The organism is Marinifilum sp. (genome assembly GCF_965230805.1).
Classification (GTDB): Bacteria; Bacteroidota; Bacteroidia; order Bacteroidales; family Marinifilaceae; genus Marinifilum.
Window position 1 is genome coordinate 1,534,513 of sequence record NZ_OZ246019.1, and the last position, 16,872, is coordinate 1,551,384.

Here is a 16,872-nt window from a genome sequence, read left to right on the forward strand (position 1 = left end):
GGACAGAAAGAAAGCGAGGTGATTCATTCATCTCGCTTTTTTTATGCATAAAATTGTAATTCAAGATCACCGACTAATTACAGATGGGAAGTTTGATCTTATTATAACGCGAGTTCGACAAAAGGTTTGATGAGGCCATCATTGCTTTATATCAGTTTTAGTATAATCTTAATTTATTTTGGATTTTCATCTTATCGATCGATAAGCACATTATCATTGCATGCCTTGGAGCATAGCCCATTGCCTTAGCGTGCCATGAAATCTCTTCATACCATGCTATTGTGATTTTGAATATGGGGCAGCGGAAGCACTCCATAAAAATGGTAATACTGGTATTATAAATCATACCATGGCTAGATTATAAAAAAGAGCTGCCAAAAAATGACAACTCTTCCTAATTATTCGTTCCTAATATCTACGAAAGTAAAGCTTTTACTTTATCAGCAACAGCTTTTCCATCGGCTTTTCCAGCTAGTTGTTTTGAAGCAATTCCCATTACTTTTCCCATTTCTTTCATCGAAGAAGCTCCTGTATCCGCAATAATCTGTTGGACTGCTGCAGTCAGCTCTTCATCGCTCATTTGAGCTGGCAAATACACTTTCAGGAAACTCATTTCAAGCAATTCCTTATCAGCCAAATCTTCTCTTCCGCCAACTTTATAAGTATCAGCGGCATCTTTGCGCTGTTTTACCAATTTCTGGATTATTTTCACAGCGGCCGAATCTTCAATTTCTGCTGCACCTGTCTTGGTCATTTCGAGTGTAAACGCAGTTTTTGCTGATCTTATGGCCTGTAACTTATCTTTTTCTTTTGCTTTCATTGCAGATTTCATATCTGCATTAATTTGTTCAAGTAAGCTCATAGTATATATTTTAATCTTTAATGACTGTTAGCAGCCATTGGCATTTTTGTTTGTAAGCTTTGCAGATTACTCATCATCCAAAGTAAATTTAATTACATTTCCGGAATGATATCGCTTTTGATCAAGCTTCTTTTGTTTTCTTTTATAAGCGGGAATGCTTTCCATCTCGTCAATATCCGAATCCTTTAGATCGGTTAAAACGAAATTCTTCTCTTCGGGCTCTTTAACTTCATCACCCAAAGGCATTTTGCTTTGCTGAGGATTAATTCTACCTCCTTTAAAGTTGGTGACTTTATCTTGGTCAACCTCTTCGGTAAGTCCCCCGTTCTCGAAACCTGTAGCAATAATGGTAACCGATACTTTGTTTCCAAGTGCTGAATCTTGTCCTGTTCCCCAGATGATAGAAGCACTGTCACCAACCGCCTCTTGCACGTAATCGGTAATTTCACCTACCTCGTCCATGGTTACTTCTTCTTCACCCGAGGTAATGTTAAGAAGGATATTTCGGGCACCACGAACATCATTACTGTTCAGCAATGGTGAAGTTAAAGCCTCGCGAATGGCATTTACCGATCGGTCTTCTCCTTCGGATGATGCCGATCCCATAACAGCCACGCCGCTATCCGTCATAACTGTTTTCACATCTTCGAAGTCGACGTTGATATATCCGTGAAGAGTAATGATTTCGGCAATTCCTTTGGCTGCTGTTGCCAAAACATCATCGGCCTTGGCAAAGGCTGTAGAAAGTTTTAAATCGCCGTATATTTCACTCAATTTCTCATTATTAATCACAAGCAATGAGTCAACATTTTCTTTTAGTTTGTTGATTCCTTCGATTGCCTGGTTCAGTCGTTGACGACCCTCGAAACGGAAGGGAATGGTAACAATACCAACCGTTAATATCCCTTGCTCTTTTGCTGCTTTGGCAATAACAGGTGCAGCACCCGTTCCAGTTCCTCCACCCATACCAGCAGTAATAAATACCATCTTTGTGTTATCGGCCAAAACTTCGTTCACATCTTCAATGTTCTCGATAGCCGATTGAGCCCCTCGTTCAGGCTTGTTTCCTGCTCCGCGTCCTTCTGTTAAAGATTCACCCAATTGAATCTTAACGGGAATCTCACTATTTTCCAACGCCTGTGCATCAGTATTACAGATCACAAAATCCACATCTTTTATGCCCTGCTTAAACATGTAATTGACAGCATTACCACCACCTCCACCAACACCAATTACCTTAATAATTGATGATTCATTCTCGGGTAAGCTAAAATCTATTAAATCTTCTGTCATTATTTATTAATTCTATTATCCTAAATTATACCATTTAAAGTAAAGCGTACAAATGGTAATTATACCTGTATTATTTACAATAATTGGTATTACATTGAAGTGTCGCCACCATCAAAAATCTTTGTAAACTGATCCTTAAACCAATTATTGAGTGACTCACCATCTTTTTCTTCTTCAGCTTTAGGCTGTTCAGTTTTTGGCTTTTGATTTGCTTTTGGTTCCGGATTGCTATTCACTTCAAATGATTCTTCTTCTTTTTCATCTTTCTGTTCTTCGGATCTTTTTCGCATCAGTTCCTCGCGTCGCTGAATTTCCTCGCGTCTTTTTGCAGCTGCTTTTTCTTCCTCTTCGGCAGGATTTTCTATAATCAATTCCAATTTAGGAGCTTCCTCTTCTCGCTTTCTTGGTTCAATCATCAGCTCAGGAATAGGATTTTCTGAAAATCCTGTTGCAATAATGGTAACGCTTAACTCATCTCCCATTTTTTCATTGTAACCATTCCCCCAAATTACGCTCACATCATCACCTACAACATCATGCACATAATCGGTAATCTGACTTACCTCCTGCATGGTTACCTCTTCGTTGCCCGATATGATATTTAAAAGAATATTTCGAGCCCCAACGATATTGTTGCTGTTTAATAATGGAGACGTTAAAGCCTCTTCGATAGCCCTAATGGAACGATCGGGTCCAGAAGCAGATGCTGATCCCATGACAGCCACACCACTATTTCTCATTACAGTTTCAACATCGGCAAAGTCGACGTTTACATATCCGGCTACGGTAATAATCTCCGCAATACTCTTGGCTGCTACCGAAAGCACGTTATCTGCTTCGGCAAAAGCATCGGAAAGTTTTAAATCGCCGTACATCAATCTCAACTTCTCATTGTTAATAATCAACAATGCATCCACGTGCTTTTCCAGGTTTTCGATTCCCTCAAGTGCCTGCTGTATTCTCTTTTTCCCTTCGAAACGAAAAGGTATGGTAACGATCCCTACGGTTAGTACATCCTGTTGACGAGCTGCTTCTGCAATAATAGGAGCGGCACCTGTTCCGGTTCCACCACCCATTCCGGCAGTCACAAAAACCATTTTGGTTTTCTCACTCAACACTTTGTTGATATCCTCCAAACTCTCGATAGCAGATTCTCTACCTCGTTCAGGTTTATTTCCTGCTCCCCTTCCTTCGGTTAACGATTTACCCAATTGTACTTTAATGGGTACAGGGCTATTTTCGAGTGCTTGCGAATCAGTGTTACATATTACAAAATCAACCCCGGTAATCCCTTCTCTTAACATGTGATTGACAGCGTTTCCTCCACCGCCTCCCACTCCAATTACTTTTATAATGGATTTTTCTTTTGGCACAAAATCAACCGGTAATAATTCGTCAATCATGATCTCACAGTATTAGGGTTAAAAATCTTATTTACATATCCACATCATTGGTATCAAATAAAGATCCAAGAAATGCAGTGATCCCTTTCTTCTTCTTAGGTTTATGTCCATTTACATTGCTTCTTACTTCAGGTTTTGGCTTGGGTTTTTCCATACCTTTCAATAAAAGGCCAATAGAGGTTGAGTACATCGGATGATCTAAATTTTCATCAAGATTTACTTTTAAATTCCTTGGAAAGCCGACTCTAACATCAAGATCAGTTCTTTGCTCGGTTAACAAATCAAGCTTAGCAAGTAAAGCTCCTCCTCCTGTTAACACAATTCCGGCTCCTATTTTATCCATTAATCCGGTTGATTCGACCTGAAATTTTACCGAATCGATAATTTCTTCCATTCTGCACTGAATGATTTGAGCAATGAATTTAAACGAAATGTCTTTTTCATCCCAACCTCCAGTAGCAGGAATTGTAACTACTTTATCATCAGAAGCAAGATTGGCAATAGCTTCACCGAATTGTATTTTTAAAGCTTCGGCTTGTCGTAATAGCACCGAGCATGCCTCTTTAATATCGCGAGTTACATTATCACCTCCAAAGGGAATTACCGAAGTGTGTTTCAGCACACCGTCAAAATAAACAGTAACATCGGTAGTTCCCCCTCCGATATCAACCAAAACAACACCTGCCTCTTTCTCTTCTTTTGTTAAAACTGCCAGAGACGAAGCCAAAGGTTCAAGCACCAACTCCTCCACTTCTAATCCAACTTCTTTTACACACTTTTCGATGTTTCGAGCCGAAGCAGTTCTACCAATAATGATGTTAAAATGGCCATCTAAACGACGTCCTGCCATTCCCAATGGGTTTTTAATTCCAATCTCTTTATCAACAACAAACTCCTGCGGAATAACGTGTAAAATTTGTTCCCCAATCTCTACCGGGTGTTTGTAATTTTCGTTTGTGATTTGTTCTATATCGTCCTTAGTGATTTCCTCAACCGAATTCTCTATGTATTTAAATTTCCTTTCCTTAACAATGCGAATATGCTGACCCGCAATGCCTACAAACACCTTGGAGATTTCATAATTCGTTTTTGCCTTTAAACGAGCTATAGCATTATTAATAGCCTCAGTGGTAAGTTCAATATCATGAATTACCCCTCTTTTAACACCTTTCGACACAGTTTTCTCCATTCCCAAAATGTTTAGCTTCCCTTGAGGCGTAAACTCTCCAAGAATGGCAACAATTTTCGTTGTTCCTATATCAATTGCGGCTACTATATTATTATTCCCAATCATTCTAGTTCTTTTTTGTACAAACAACCTGGTTTTCGTACTTCAGGTTAATTCTTTTGTATTTATTCCACCCGGTTTTTGAAAAACCGTTGGTGTACAAGGCATACAATTTCTTGAATTTCTTTTGGTAATGATCAACTCGACCCAATTCAATTTTATGTGCTCCAACTCGTGGAACCAGAATATATTCTTTTCCACTGGTAACATGAATTTGAGTGATTTGAGATCTCCAAAATTCATCATTAGTAATGAACTTTACCAAATCAAAAAGTTCTTCTTTTATCAGTTGCTCATTTACTGCCCCCGAAACCACCAAAACCCTTGATGTAAATTTTGTTGATAAAGGCATTTTCTTTCCTTCCTCATCAATATAATATCCATGGCCATGTAATACCCTGACAATTGGGTTTCTTTGGTGTATTTCTACAACTAAATTTCCCGCTAAAGAGCTATAAACCTCCGATTTCTTTACGTAAGGCACTTGGTTGATCTTTTCTTCTAAAATTTCTTTATTGATTGCATATACCGAATTTCCTTTCCAATCGGGATATTCTTTTTTTACAATTTTCTCAACATCCTTAAAGCATACAAAACCACTGTCGAGGCTATCCTTAATCTTCACTTTTATTTCGTGCAAAATGATGGCACCTTTCTTATCATTTACAAAAGAAAAGCTCACAAACAAATAGCCCAATAGTAAAATCCAGAATAATATGACAGTAATTTTTCTAAGCATCTTATTATTTTTCTATCAACATATTTTTGATTGGTTCGACCAATTTATCGATATCCCCTGCTCCTAAAGTCAACAGCACTTCAAGTTCTTTTTCTTTCAACAAATCAATCAAATCATTTTTAGTACACCTATTTACTGGTACAGTAATATTTTTCATGATCATATCTGAATTGACTCCCTCAATTGGCAATTCTCTTGCCGGGTATATATCCAAAAGAATAACTTCATCAAGCAAGCTTAATCTCTCAGCGAATCCATCTGCAAAATCTCTTGTTCTGGTGTAAAGATGTGGTTGAAAAACACCAGTAATCTTCTTGTTCGGATAAATATCCCTTACCGACAAGATACTCTCCTTCAATTCTTTTGGGTGATGGGCATAATCATCAATAAATACCAATTTGTCTTCCCTGATTTGATAATCAAATCTTCTGCGAACGCCCTCGAATGATGACAGTGCAGCTCTAATTTCGTCCTCTTTTACTCCAGCAAGGACGGCAACACTACATGCTCCAATGGCGTTTTCTACATTAATTTTTCCTGGGTAAGAAAATTTTAATTTCTCAAATACCCCAGTAGGATGAACAAGATCAAACTCATAAAAACCTTCTACTAAATTTAAATTCCTTGCATAGAAATCTGCAATATCATTCAGTGAATAGGTATAATTCTTAGCTTCAATATTTTCTATTCTCAGCCCTTTTTTGTAGACTAAAATGCCATTCTTTTTGATCTGGCTTGCATATTCATGAAAACTCTTTTCCAATTCAGATTTATCGCCGTAAATGTCCAGATGATCAGCATCCATGGATGTAATCAGGGCGATTTTAGGGTGTAGCTGTAAAAATGACCTGTCAAACTCATCGGCTTCCAGAATCACCCACGGACTATCTTTTGTCAATAATAAGTTCGATTGGTAATTTCTGGATATCCCTCCTAAAAAAGCATTGCAACCCAATTGGGAAGTTTTAAAAATATGAGCCGTAATGGTCGAAACCGTAGTTTTCCCATGAGTTCCGGCAATTCCAACACCATGTAAATCATTCGAAAGCAATCCTAGAACCTGAGAACGTTTCATAATGGTGAAAGCATTCAATCTAAAATAACTCAACTGCTGATGATCCTTAGGAATTGCAGGCGTAAATACAACCAAAGTATTCTCCTTCACCAGAAAATCATTTGGGATGGTATCCAAATCATCCTTGAAGGTAATTTTGATGCCTTCTTCCATTAACTCTCCAGTTAATTTGGTAGATGTTCGGTCGTATCCATATACATTCTTACCAATAGAATGAAAATATCGTGCGATTGCACTCATTCCAATTCCACCGATTCCAACGAAATAAATATTTTTAAAATCTTCTAACTTCATATTAAATCATTGTTAGAATGTGTTCTGCTATATCATCTGCTGCATCAGGCTTAGCCAATAACTTGCAGTTTTTAGCCAGCTGCGCACATTTTTCTTCATCCTTTATCAATTCTAAAGCCTTCGAGATCAAAACCTCTTCTGCTTCTATGTCTTTCACCATCACCGCTGCATCTTTATTTACCAAAGCCATGGCATTTTTAGTTTGGTGATCTTCCGATACATTTGGAGATGGCACCAAAATACAAGCCTTCTCAACCAGGCACAGTTCAGAAATGGTTCCTGCCCCTGCTCTTGAGATTACAATATCTGCGGTAGCATAAGCCAGGTCCATTCGACTTAGGAAATCGGTAACTTTCACATCAGGCAAATCCCAATTCTCAAGTTCTTTTTTCACCTTCTCTATATAAAATTTACCGGTCTGCCAAATGATTTGTACTCCTGATTTTGAAATGGTCTCTAAAGATTTCAGAACACTATTGTTAATGGTTCTGGCTCCCAGGCTACCTCCTACAATCAAAATTGCTTTTTTACCCGATTTCAGATCAAAATGCTTAATTGCCTCTTCTCTTTTCGATTCAATTTCCAATAGGTCTTTGCGAACAGGGTTTCCTGTCATCACAATCTTTTCTTTCGGAAAAAAGCGTTCCATACCTTCGTAGGCAACACATATTTTTTTTGCCTTTTTGGCCAATAGTTTATTGGTGATTCCAGCATAGGAGTTTTGCTCCTGAATTAATGCAGGCACACCCAGTCTGGCTGCCACATGCAGCAACGGACCGCTGGCATAACCACCTACTCCAACTACAGCATCAGGTTCAAATCCTTTCACAATAGCCTTTGCTTTCCAAATGCTTTTCAACAATCGTGAGAAAAATTTCAGGTTCTCTTTTGAAAAGCTTCGTTGCAGACCACGAATTGGCAATCCAATGATATCGTATCCGGCAGCCGGAACCTTTTCCATTTCCATTTTCCCCACAGCGCCTACAAACAATATTTCACAATCGCTATGCTTTTGCTTTAAGGCATTGGCAATAGAAATGGCCGGATAGATATGTCCACCCGTTCCTCCACCACTAACTATTATTTTAATTTTCTGCTTCATTCAATCTTTTTTCTTCTTCGTTTGCCCAATTGCTCACACTCAATATCATTCCAAAGGCTGCACTTGTAAATATTAAGGATGTTCCTCCCATACTTACCAGTGGCAAAGGTTGTCCCGTTACAGGAATTAAATTCACAGAAACTGCCATATTGGTCATGGCCTGAAATACGATACTCAAGGTTAAACCGATGACCAGAAATGCCGGGAATGTCCTACTGCATTTCCGGACTATGATTCCTGCCCGATAGAGCAGAAACAGATATAGTGCAAGAATTCCAAAACCTCCCATCCATCCCATCTCCTCAAGGATAATGGCATAAATAAAATCGGAATATGGATGCGGTAAAAAGTTTCGTTGTGTACTATTCCCAGGCATTTTACCAAATATCCCACCAGAAGCAACTGCAATTTTAGCTTGTTCTACCTGGTAATTCTGATTGTTATTGATACTTCGCTCTTCATTAAAGAAATTCTCGATACGACTTCGCACTGTTTGTACACGACCCAAACTAGGAATCACTGGAGCCAAGGCTATAAGTAATACCAAAACCAGTAATACAGCAGCAATACTTCCAAACAAATACTTATAGGCCACACGTCCTATAAACATGAGGATGTAGCAGATTCCTCCCAATAATACTGAAGTTGAAAAGTCATCCAAAAAAATCAGTAGACATACTACACCAATAGGAACTATTAAACGGATAAAAGCATCTTTACTGCATTCCTGTTTCCCTTGAAAGCGGGAAAGAGTTCGTGAAACATGCAATATCAACGCAAGTTTTGCCAATTCGGAGGGCTGAAAATTAAACCCTATCCCAGGAATGGTAATCCAACGGGAAGCATCGTTTAAGTTAGTCCCTATGAGCTTGGCAAGTATCAGCATTCCAATAGAGATCACCAAGACAATGTTTGCAAAACTGGAATAGTAGCGATGAGGCATAGCATGCACAATGTACATGATAAAGAAACAACCTCCCAGAAGAATCAGTTGCTTAATTAGGAAGTAAGAAGTATTCCCTCCTCTCACTTTATAAGCAAGGGTGCCTGTGGAACTGTATACCACAAGCAATGAAACTAGAGAAAGAAGTAAAATAATGATCCATATCACTTTATCACCTCTTAATCTGGGGTTTCTTACCCAATTTAATATTCTTGACAACCAAGTCTCCATCTGGCATTATATTATTATTACAAGTTTCTTACTTCATCTTTAAATTGATCGCCGCGATCTTCGTAGGATTTAAAAAGATCGAAACTTGCGCACGCTGGCGACAACAATACAATTTCATCTTTATTGGCAATCTCATAAGATAACTGCACTGCTTTTTCCATCGAATCTGCATCGACAATGGTTTCAACCTTTCCATCAAAAGCTTCGTGAATCTTTGCATTGTCAACTCCCAAACAAACAATTCCTTTTACTTTTTCATCTACCAAATCAAAAAGGATTGAGTAATCATTACCTTTATCAACCCCGCCAACAATCCAAACTACAGGTTCTTCCATACTTTCCAAAGCATACCATGTTGAATTGATATTTGTAGCTTTTGAGTCGTTGATAAATTGAATACCACGAACTTTCACGACTTTTTCCAATCGGTGCATTACCCCCTGGAAGTCGCTTAAACTCTCACGAATCACATCTTTTTTTATCCGCAGTACACTTCCTGCAATTCCTGATGCCAGTGAGTTATATACATTGTGTATTCCTTGCAATGATAAATCCTTTTTATCCATAGAAATTTTGTATTCGTTACAATCAATTGTTAACAATTCGTTCTCAAGATATCCACCATTTTTCAATTCTTCTTTTACCGAAAATGGGAATAATTGAGCCATAGAGTTCCAATTCTTCATCTCTTTGCCAATGATCTCATCATCCTGGCAATACACAAAAGCATCACTTTCTGTAAGATTTTGTGTAATTCGAAATTTCGAATCGACGTAGTTCTGCATTTTATAATCATACCGATCCAAATGATCGGGCGTAATATTCAATAATATCGCAATATCAGCTTTGAACCGGTACATTCCATCTAACTGAAAACTGCTCAATTCTACCACATAGTGATCGAATTTTTTTTCTGCTACCTGCCAGGCAAGACTTTCTCCAACATTGCCAGCCAAACCCACATTTAACCCAGCTTTTTTAAGCATATGATAAAGCATTAAGGTAGTTGTGGTTTTCCCATTGCTTCCTGTAATGCAGATCATTTTGGCTTTTGTATATCTTCCTGCAAACTCGATTTCCGAAATCACAGGAATTCCTTTTTCACTTAGCTCCACAATCAATGGTGTTTTATCTGGTATACCCGGACTTTTTATCACTTCATCGGACGATAGAATTAGCTCTTTGCTGTGCTTTTCCTCCTCAAAGTCAATCTTATATTCCTGAAGTGCATTCTTGTATTTGTCGCTAATTTTACCAATATCAGACACAAGCACATCAAGTCCTTTAGCCTTAGCAAGAACTGCTGCTCCAACTCCACTTTCCCCCCCACCTAATATGACGACTCTTTTATTCAATGCTTAATTATTAATGATGTCTTTAAATTCTAAATTACACTTTTAATAAACTTAATCTTATCTATGGGTTTTTCAAATTGTGCTGCCATCTAGATCCTTATCTGATTTTAAGTGTTACAATTGTGATCACTGCCAAGAAAATTCCAATGATCCAAAAACGAGTTACAATTTTTGGTTCCGGATATCCCTTCATTTGATAATGATGATGCAAAGGTGCCATTCTAAAAATTCTTCGGCCTTCGCCAAATTTCTTTCTTGTGTATTTGAACCAAGAAATCTGCAACATTACCGAGATATTCTCTACCAAGAAGATTCCACATAAAATAGGAATCAACAATTCCTTATGAATGATGATTGCGAATACAGCAATAATTCCCCCCAGTGATAAACTTCCTGTATCACCCATAAACACTTGTGCCGGAAATGAATTGTACCACATAAAACCAATGGTTGCACCAATAAATGCTGCAATAAACACCACCAATTCTCCTGAATTTGGAATGTACATGATATTTAAATAGTCGGCATACACTACATGACCCGATACATAGGCCAAAATCCCCAGAGTTGCACCAATGATTGCAGAAGATCCTGTTGCCAGGCCATCCAACCCATCTGTTATATTGGCTCCGTTCGACACTGCTGTAACAATAAATATGGTGAAGATGATGAATACTAACCAAGCCAATTTTGGCGCATTATTACCTGCAAAACTTACCAGGTATTCATAATCAAATTCATTATTCTTAAAGAATGGTATGGATGTTTTTGTTGACTTCACATCCATTGTCAATCGAGTTGTACCCGGTTGCTCAGAAGTAAATCCTTCATCTACCAGTTCAGTTTGCACCCCAATCTCATCAATGCTTGCTTTTTCACGAATCACAACATCATCGCTCAAATAAAGCGTCAGTCCAACTATTAATCCCAATCCAATTTGACCAGCAACTTTAAATTTTCCTTTTAATCCCTCTTTGTCTTTCTTGAAAACCTTAATGTAATCATCAACAAAACCAATAAAACCTAACCATATCGTAGTAATTATCATCAGAATGATGTATGTATTTTCCAGTTTGGCAAAAAGCAGCACAGGAATCAGAATGGAGATAATAATGATGATTCCTCCCATTGTTGGTGTTCCCTTTTTCTCAAGCTGACCAGCAAGACCTAAATCACGTACAATCTCACCAATCTGTTGCTTTTGCAGTAATAAAATGATTTTCTTTCCAAATACTGTTGCAATAAACAGTGATAGCATGATTGCCATCGCAGCACGAAATGAAATGTAGTCAAACATTCCAGCTCCTGGAAAATCTAACTGATTCAAATACCTGAACAAATAATAAAACATACCTACAGTTTAAAAAATTCTTGTATTACTTCTTTATCATCAAAATGATGTTTTACTCCTTTGATTTCCTGATAATCTTCATGTCCTTTTCCGGCCACAAGGATTATATCTCCTTTTTGTGCCAACATACAAGCTGTACGTATGGCCTCTCTTCTATCGGTTATCGTCAAAACTTTTCGAAGGTTGTCGGCATCAACACCTTCCTTCATATCCAATATGATCAGATCTGGTTCTTCCGATCTCGGATTATCCGAGGTTAAAACTACCTTATCACTTAAATCAGCACTTATTTTTGCCATTAACGGACGTTTGGTTTTATCTCTATCTCCACCGCTACCCACAACGGTAATTATCTGCTCATTTCCGGTTCGCAAAGCTTCAATGGTTTCAAGAACATTTTTTAGGGCATCCGGAGTATGTGCATAATCTACAATGGCCATAACACCATTCGAGGATATTATGCTTTCAAAACGTCCATCTACCGAAGTCAATTCACTAATTCCACGAAGCACCTCCTCTTTATCCTGATTCAGTAAACGAGCAGCAGCATAAACAGCCAAGAGGTTGTGAGCATTGAAGTCTCCAATAAAATTAGTCCATATTTCTAAGCCATCGATCTCCAGAAGCATTCCTGTAAAATGCTTTTCAAGAATTCTGCATCTAAAATCTGCAAAGGATCTTGATGAATACAAAAACTTATGAGCCTTGGTATTTTGCAACATCAATTTTCCATTTTTGTCATCAGCATTGGTAATGGCAAAAGAAGTTTTACCCAAATTATCGAAAAAACTTTTTTTCACTTTAAGGTAAGCATCAAATGTTTTGTGATAATCCAAATGATCATGAGTGATATTGGTAAATATTCCCCCTTTATATTGCAATGCCCCAATTCGTTTTTGATCGATGGCATGAGAACTCACTTCCATAATGCAAAATTCACATCCCTCCGCAACCATTTCAGCCAACAATGCGTTCAATTGCAATGGATCCGGAGTTGTATGAGTCGCTGCAATCTCCTTGTCATCCACATAATTTCTTATTGTTGAAAGCAATCCTGCTTTATACCCCAATCTCTTGAAGAGACGGTACAACAAAGTAGCAATTGTCGTCTTCCCATTGGTTCCGGTAACCCCAACCAATTGAATCTCTTTTGTGGGTTTTCCATAATAATTGTGAGCCAATACCGATAAAACAGCTAATGAATCTTCAACAATCACATAGGTAATTTCGGAATTACTTACCGCAGGCAACTCCTCACAAACAATTACCTTTGCTCCTTTTTTCTCTGCAGTTTCAATAAATTGATGTCCATCACTCACAGTTCCCCTACAGGCAACAAACAAGTCTCCTTCCTCTATCTTTCGAGAATCAAAATGGATGTGATTGATCTCAACATCACCATTCCCTTTTAAACTTTCTATTTTAACTGAACTAAAAAGTTCATTCATACTCATACTCATACCTTACTCTTTTAAGATAAATCAATTGTTATTCTATCTCCGGAACGAAAGGTCGAACCCGGGCGTAAGGATTGCTTTGTAATTGATCCAACTCCACGAACATTTACACGCAAACCAACATTCTCTAAAATGTACAATGCATCTTGCAAACCCATTCCTTTCACATTTGGAACCAAAAAATCCTTCACTCTTCGATATTTGTATTCTATCACTGAATCTTTACGCGATGTAACTACCCATTCGGTTTGTATTTCCTGATTTGTAATCTCAATATTTAAATCGTCGAAGACCGCGTCTAAATCCCTTTTGCTTCCATTGAGCGAAACCGGAACTTTTTGACCCTCTTTCCCTTCATTTTCTTTTTCAGGATGCATTGAGTAACTCATGGCATAAACCTTATCGGCGATAGATTTAAATACCGGACCTGCCACCTGATTCCCATAGAATCCTTTTGTTTTATTTGGGCGGTTAATCACCACAATGCACGAATACATCGGATCATCAGCAGGAAAATATCCAACAAATGAAGCCTGATATACCTTATGCCCATAGCCTTTTTTCCCATCAGCAATTTGTGCAGTTCCTGTTTTGCCTGCTATCTTATAGTTTGAGTTTCGCAAATTTCTGGCTGTCCCCCTTGATACCACTCCTTGCAACATGTTCTGAACTGTTTCCAGGGTCTGCCCTGAACAAATCTTTGATTCCAAAACTTCCTCGTCAAATTGTGATATCACCTCACCATGGTATCTAATTTCCTTCACAAACTTTGGCTTCATCATCTTACCATCATTTGCAATTGCATTGTAGAAAGTCAAGGTCTGCAATGGTGTTTGATGAACCGAATATCCTATCGACATCCAAGGCAGCGATATTCCAGACCAAGTAGGATCATCCGGATATTTAATTTTCGGAATTCCTTCTCCTTTGATTTCTAGTCCAAGAGATTCATTCAAACGAAAACTATACAACCGCTGAATAAATGATCTTGGTTTATTCTTATAATGCTCATCCACCAAACGAGAGATTCCAACATTTGATGATTTTTCAAAAGCTTCCTGAACTGTAATTTTACCATAACCCCCATGATGAGAATCCCTCATTCTGACATTGTAAAATTTATAAACACCATTTCCTGTATCGATCGAATCCATTGGTCCTACATAACCATCCTCAAGCAAGGCCATCATTGATGCTAACTTAAAGGTGGAACCTGGTTCGGTTGCCTCTCCAATGGCATAATTGTACATCTCACGATAAACATTTAGCTTCTCGTCGTAACCAATATTAGCAATGGCCTTTATGGCTCCTGTTTTCACTTCCATCAATATTGCCGATCCATGATGCGCATTGTACTTCAACAATTGCTGATGTAAAGCAGTTTCAGCAACATCCTGGTAGTTTACATCAATGGTGGTAATCAAATCATTACCGTCTTTTGGTTCTACCATATTCACGGGCAACCACCTACCCGACATTTTTTGCATAACACTAACACCATCAACTCCTTTCAGTTCACTTTCGAAGGCTCCTTCCATTCCAACTCTGCCAACCTGTTGATCGTTATCTTCTTTATTTAGATAACCAATGGTTCTGGTGGCCAAATTCCTATGAGGTTGTTTTCTGATGTTCTCTTGTTCACAAATCAATCCTCCTTTATTTTTGCCCAAACGAAAAAGTGGAAATGTTTTTAACACTTTCAACTCATTGTAATTTACCTTTCGGCGATTGATTAGCACATATCGGTTTGATTTCTTCTTGTATTTTGAGTTCCATAAAAAGCGACGGTACTCATTTTTGGATTTATCTTTGAAAAATCGGGATAAGCATAGTGCTAATGAATCAACTTTAGATTTAAAAACTTTATCAGTTAATCCTGAAGCTCTAAAGTCCATGCGCAACTGATAGTAAGGTAATGATGTAGCCAAAAGTCGTCCGTCTTCGGCACAAATGTCACCTCGGTTGGCATGCACAATTACATCACGTTGCGATATTTTCTGAGCTTTTCCTCTCCAATGATCTCCTTCGAAGATTTGTAAGGTCACTACACGTCCCACAATCATAAATGCAAATAGCATAACAATTGCATACACCAAACCAACTCGCCATATGATATCTTTTTTTATTGGCACTATTTATCGATGTAAATTTTAACAGGTGGCTCGATTGATTCTGTCAATCCCAACCCTTCTTTCTGAACTCGTTTTAAAACTTCCGATTGCTTACTCATGTACATTAAATCCGAAGCCGTTGTAATCGACTCGAATCTTAAATCTTTTAATTCCTTTTCTAGGCTTACCATATTCCTATAAACCTTTTCGGATTTATAGCGATTACTGATATAGAAAATCCCAAGAATGACAAGAAAAAGTACAAAAGGCAATTGTTGAACAACTGCCGATTTAGTTAAAATACTCCCATCAATAAAATCCTTCAACGAAGCACTCGAAATCTCCTTCTGCTCCTTTCTTGGACTTACAAAATCTTTGTATTTCTTTCTAAATCTGAACATGTTATTTTACATTAGGCTTTGCAATTCTTAGCTTGGCACTTCTTGCACGACCATTTCTTTCAATTTCTTCATTTGTTGGAAGAATCACTTTTCTATTCACACTAGCCAATGGCGTTTGAACATTTCCAAAGAAATCTTTCTCTGCTCCACCTTCAAACTTTCCATCTCGAATGTAATTCTTCACCAAGCGATCCTCCAAAGAGTGATAGGTAATAACTACCAATCGCCCTTCAGGCTTCAACACATCGGCACATTGTTCTAACATTTCTTTCAGCACATCCATCTCCTTGTTTACTTCTATTCGGATTGCCTGAAAAACCTGCGCCAAATATTTGTGATCCTTAAATTTTGGCACACAAGGAGTAATTACCTCCTTAAACTGCTGAATGGTTTCAAAATCGTTATTCTTTCGGTAATTCTCTATTAATTTTACCAACTTGCCCGGATTTTTTACTTCACCATACATCTTAAAGATTTTAAACAAATCCTCCACTTCATATTCATTCAGTAAATCTGCAGCAGTAAAGTCAGAACTTTGGTTCATTCGCATATCAAGTTCACCGTCGAATCGAAATGAAAAACCTCGCTCAGCAACATCAAACTCATGAGAAGAAACTCCTAAGTCGGCAAGTATTCCATCAATTTTATCATAGCCCAAATACTTCACAAAATTCTTAAAGTATCTAAAATTGTGACGAACAAAAATAAAACGATCATCAACAGGAACATTAGCTTCAGCATCTTCATCCTGATCAAATCCAATCAATTTCCCAGTGGTTAAGTGCTTTAAAATTTCACAGGAATGCCCACCTCCTCCGAAAGTTAAATCCACATAAATTCCCTTAGGATCTATTTTCAATCCTTCTATGCACTCATCTAACAAAACTGGTATATGATATTCACTCATTTTTAACCTTTAATCACTTTAACAATTCAAGTGCTAAGAAACCAATATTTCACCTAAATT

Annotated in this window: 14 protein-coding genes; all 14 read right to left on the minus strand. The window is 37.9% G+C overall.

All coding sequences use genetic code 11. The features are described from left to right. Positions 1 to 415: 415 nt before the first annotated feature. Positions 416 to 862, minus strand: coding sequence for a GatB/YqeY domain-containing protein (locus ACO05S_RS06035; protein ID WP_421920623.1), 447 nt, complete (start codon positions 860 to 862; stop codon positions 416 to 418). 66 nt (positions 863 to 928) lie between these two features. Beyond that, on the minus strand, positions 929 to 2,155 hold the full coding sequence (gene ftsZ / locus ACO05S_RS06040; protein ID WP_421920624.1) for a cell division protein FtsZ: 1,227 nt from the start codon (positions 2,153 to 2,155) through the stop codon (positions 929 to 931). Positions 2,156 to 2,244: 89 nt separating this feature from the next. Continuing rightward, positions 2,245 to 3,558 (minus strand): cell division protein FtsZ, encoded by a 1,314-nt coding sequence (gene ftsZ / locus ACO05S_RS06045; RefSeq protein WP_421920625.1) that lies wholly within the window; start codon positions 3,556 to 3,558, stop codon positions 2,245 to 2,247. A gap of 31 nt (positions 3,559 to 3,589) precedes the next feature. Next, entirely contained in the window at positions 3,590 to 4,852 is a 1,263-nt protein-coding gene (ftsA, locus tag ACO05S_RS06050; RefSeq protein WP_421920626.1) for a cell division protein FtsA, read from the minus strand. Between the two features lies 1 nt (position 4,853). Then, a complete protein-coding gene (locus ACO05S_RS06055) occupies positions 4,854 to 5,585 on the minus strand; it encodes a cell division protein FtsQ/DivIB (RefSeq protein WP_421920627.1) in 732 nt (243 codons plus the stop codon). A 4-nt stretch (positions 5,586 to 5,589) separates the two neighbouring features. Continuing rightward, the gene (gene murC, locus ACO05S_RS06060; protein WP_421920628.1) at positions 5,590 to 6,954 is read right to left on the minus strand and encodes a UDP-N-acetylmuramate--L-alanine ligase; all 1,365 of its coding nucleotides are present in this window, start codon (positions 6,952 to 6,954) and stop codon (positions 5,590 to 5,592) included. 1 nt (position 6,955) lies between these two features. Next, positions 6,956 to 8,056: an undecaprenyldiphospho-muramoylpentapeptide beta-N-acetylglucosaminyltransferase gene (gene murG / locus ACO05S_RS06065; protein WP_421920629.1), complete on the minus strand. Its 1,101-nt coding sequence runs from the start codon at positions 8,054 to 8,056 to the stop codon at positions 6,956 to 6,958. Then, a complete protein-coding gene (locus tag ACO05S_RS06070; protein ID WP_421920630.1) occupies positions 8,040 to 9,230 on the minus strand; it encodes an FtsW/RodA/SpoVE family cell cycle protein in 1,191 nt (396 codons plus the stop codon). Before ACO05S_RS06070 ends, murG begins: the two co-directional genes overlap by 17 nt. A gap of 17 nt (positions 9,231 to 9,247) precedes the next feature. Continuing rightward, positions 9,248 to 10,585: a UDP-N-acetylmuramoyl-L-alanine--D-glutamate ligase gene (murD, locus tag ACO05S_RS06075; protein WP_421920631.1), complete on the minus strand. Its 1,338-nt coding sequence runs from the start codon at positions 10,583 to 10,585 to the stop codon at positions 9,248 to 9,250. 97 nt (positions 10,586 to 10,682) lie between these two features. Then, a complete protein-coding gene (gene mraY / locus ACO05S_RS06080; protein WP_421920632.1) occupies positions 10,683 to 11,936 on the minus strand; it encodes a phospho-N-acetylmuramoyl-pentapeptide-transferase in 1,254 nt (417 codons plus the stop codon). Positions 11,937 to 11,938: 2 nt separating this feature from the next. After that, positions 11,939 to 13,396 (minus strand): UDP-N-acetylmuramoyl-L-alanyl-D-glutamate--2,6-diaminopimelate ligase, encoded by a 1,458-nt coding sequence (locus ACO05S_RS06085; protein WP_421920633.1) that lies wholly within the window; start codon positions 13,394 to 13,396, stop codon positions 11,939 to 11,941. An 11-nt stretch (positions 13,397 to 13,407) separates the two neighbouring features. Continuing rightward, positions 13,408 to 15,525: a penicillin-binding protein gene (locus tag ACO05S_RS06090; protein WP_421920634.1), complete on the minus strand. Its 2,118-nt coding sequence runs from the start codon at positions 15,523 to 15,525 to the stop codon at positions 13,408 to 13,410. After that, positions 15,525 to 15,905, minus strand: a complete 381-nt coding sequence (locus tag ACO05S_RS06095) for an FtsL-like putative cell division protein (RefSeq protein ID WP_421920635.1) — start codon at positions 15,903 to 15,905, stop codon at positions 15,525 to 15,527. Before ACO05S_RS06095 ends, ACO05S_RS06090 begins: the two co-directional genes overlap by 1 nt. Before the next feature lies 1 nt (position 15,906). Continuing rightward, entirely contained in the window at positions 15,907 to 16,812 is a 906-nt protein-coding gene (rsmH, locus tag ACO05S_RS06100) for a 16S rRNA (cytosine(1402)-N(4))-methyltransferase RsmH (RefSeq protein WP_421920636.1), read from the minus strand. Positions 16,813 to 16,872 lie beyond the last annotated feature (60 nt).

Coding starts and splice junctions, on each gene's coding strand:
- ftsZ (WP_421920625.1), bottom strand. CDS start 3,558: ATGATTGACGAATTATTACCGGTTGATTTTGTGCCAAAAGAAAAATCC.
- ACO05S_RS06085 (WP_421920633.1), bottom strand. CDS start 13,396: ATGAGTATGAGTATGAATGAACTTTTTAGTTCAGTTAAAATAGAAAGT.
- mraY (WP_421920632.1), bottom strand. CDS start 11,936: ATGTTTTATTATTTGTTCAGGTATTTGAATCAGTTAGATTTTCCAGGA.
- ftsA (WP_421920626.1), bottom strand. CDS start 4,852: ATGATTGGGAATAATAATATAGTAGCCGCAATTGATATAGGAACAACG.
- ftsZ (WP_421920624.1), bottom strand. CDS start 2,155: ATGACAGAAGATTTAATAGATTTTAGCTTACCCGAGAATGAATCATCA.
- ACO05S_RS06055 (WP_421920627.1), bottom strand. CDS start 5,585: ATGCTTAGAAAAATTACTGTCATATTATTCTGGATTTTACTATTGGGC.
- ACO05S_RS06035 (WP_421920623.1), bottom strand. CDS start 862: ATGAGCTTACTTGAACAAATTAATGCAGATATGAAATCTGCAATGAAA.
- ACO05S_RS06070 (WP_421920630.1), bottom strand. CDS start 9,230: ATGGAGACTTGGTTGTCAAGAATATTAAATTGGGTAAGAAACCCCAGA.
- murC (WP_421920628.1), bottom strand. CDS start 6,954: ATGAAGTTAGAAGATTTTAAAAATATTTATTTCGTTGGAATCGGTGGA.
- rsmH (WP_421920636.1), bottom strand. CDS start 16,812: ATGAGTGAATATCATATACCAGTTTTGTTAGATGAGTGCATAGAAGGA.
- ACO05S_RS06095 (WP_421920635.1), bottom strand. CDS start 15,905: ATGTTCAGATTTAGAAAGAAATACAAAGATTTTGTAAGTCCAAGAAAG.
- murG (WP_421920629.1), bottom strand. CDS start 8,056: ATGAAGCAGAAAATTAAAATAATAGTTAGTGGTGGAGGAACGGGTGGA.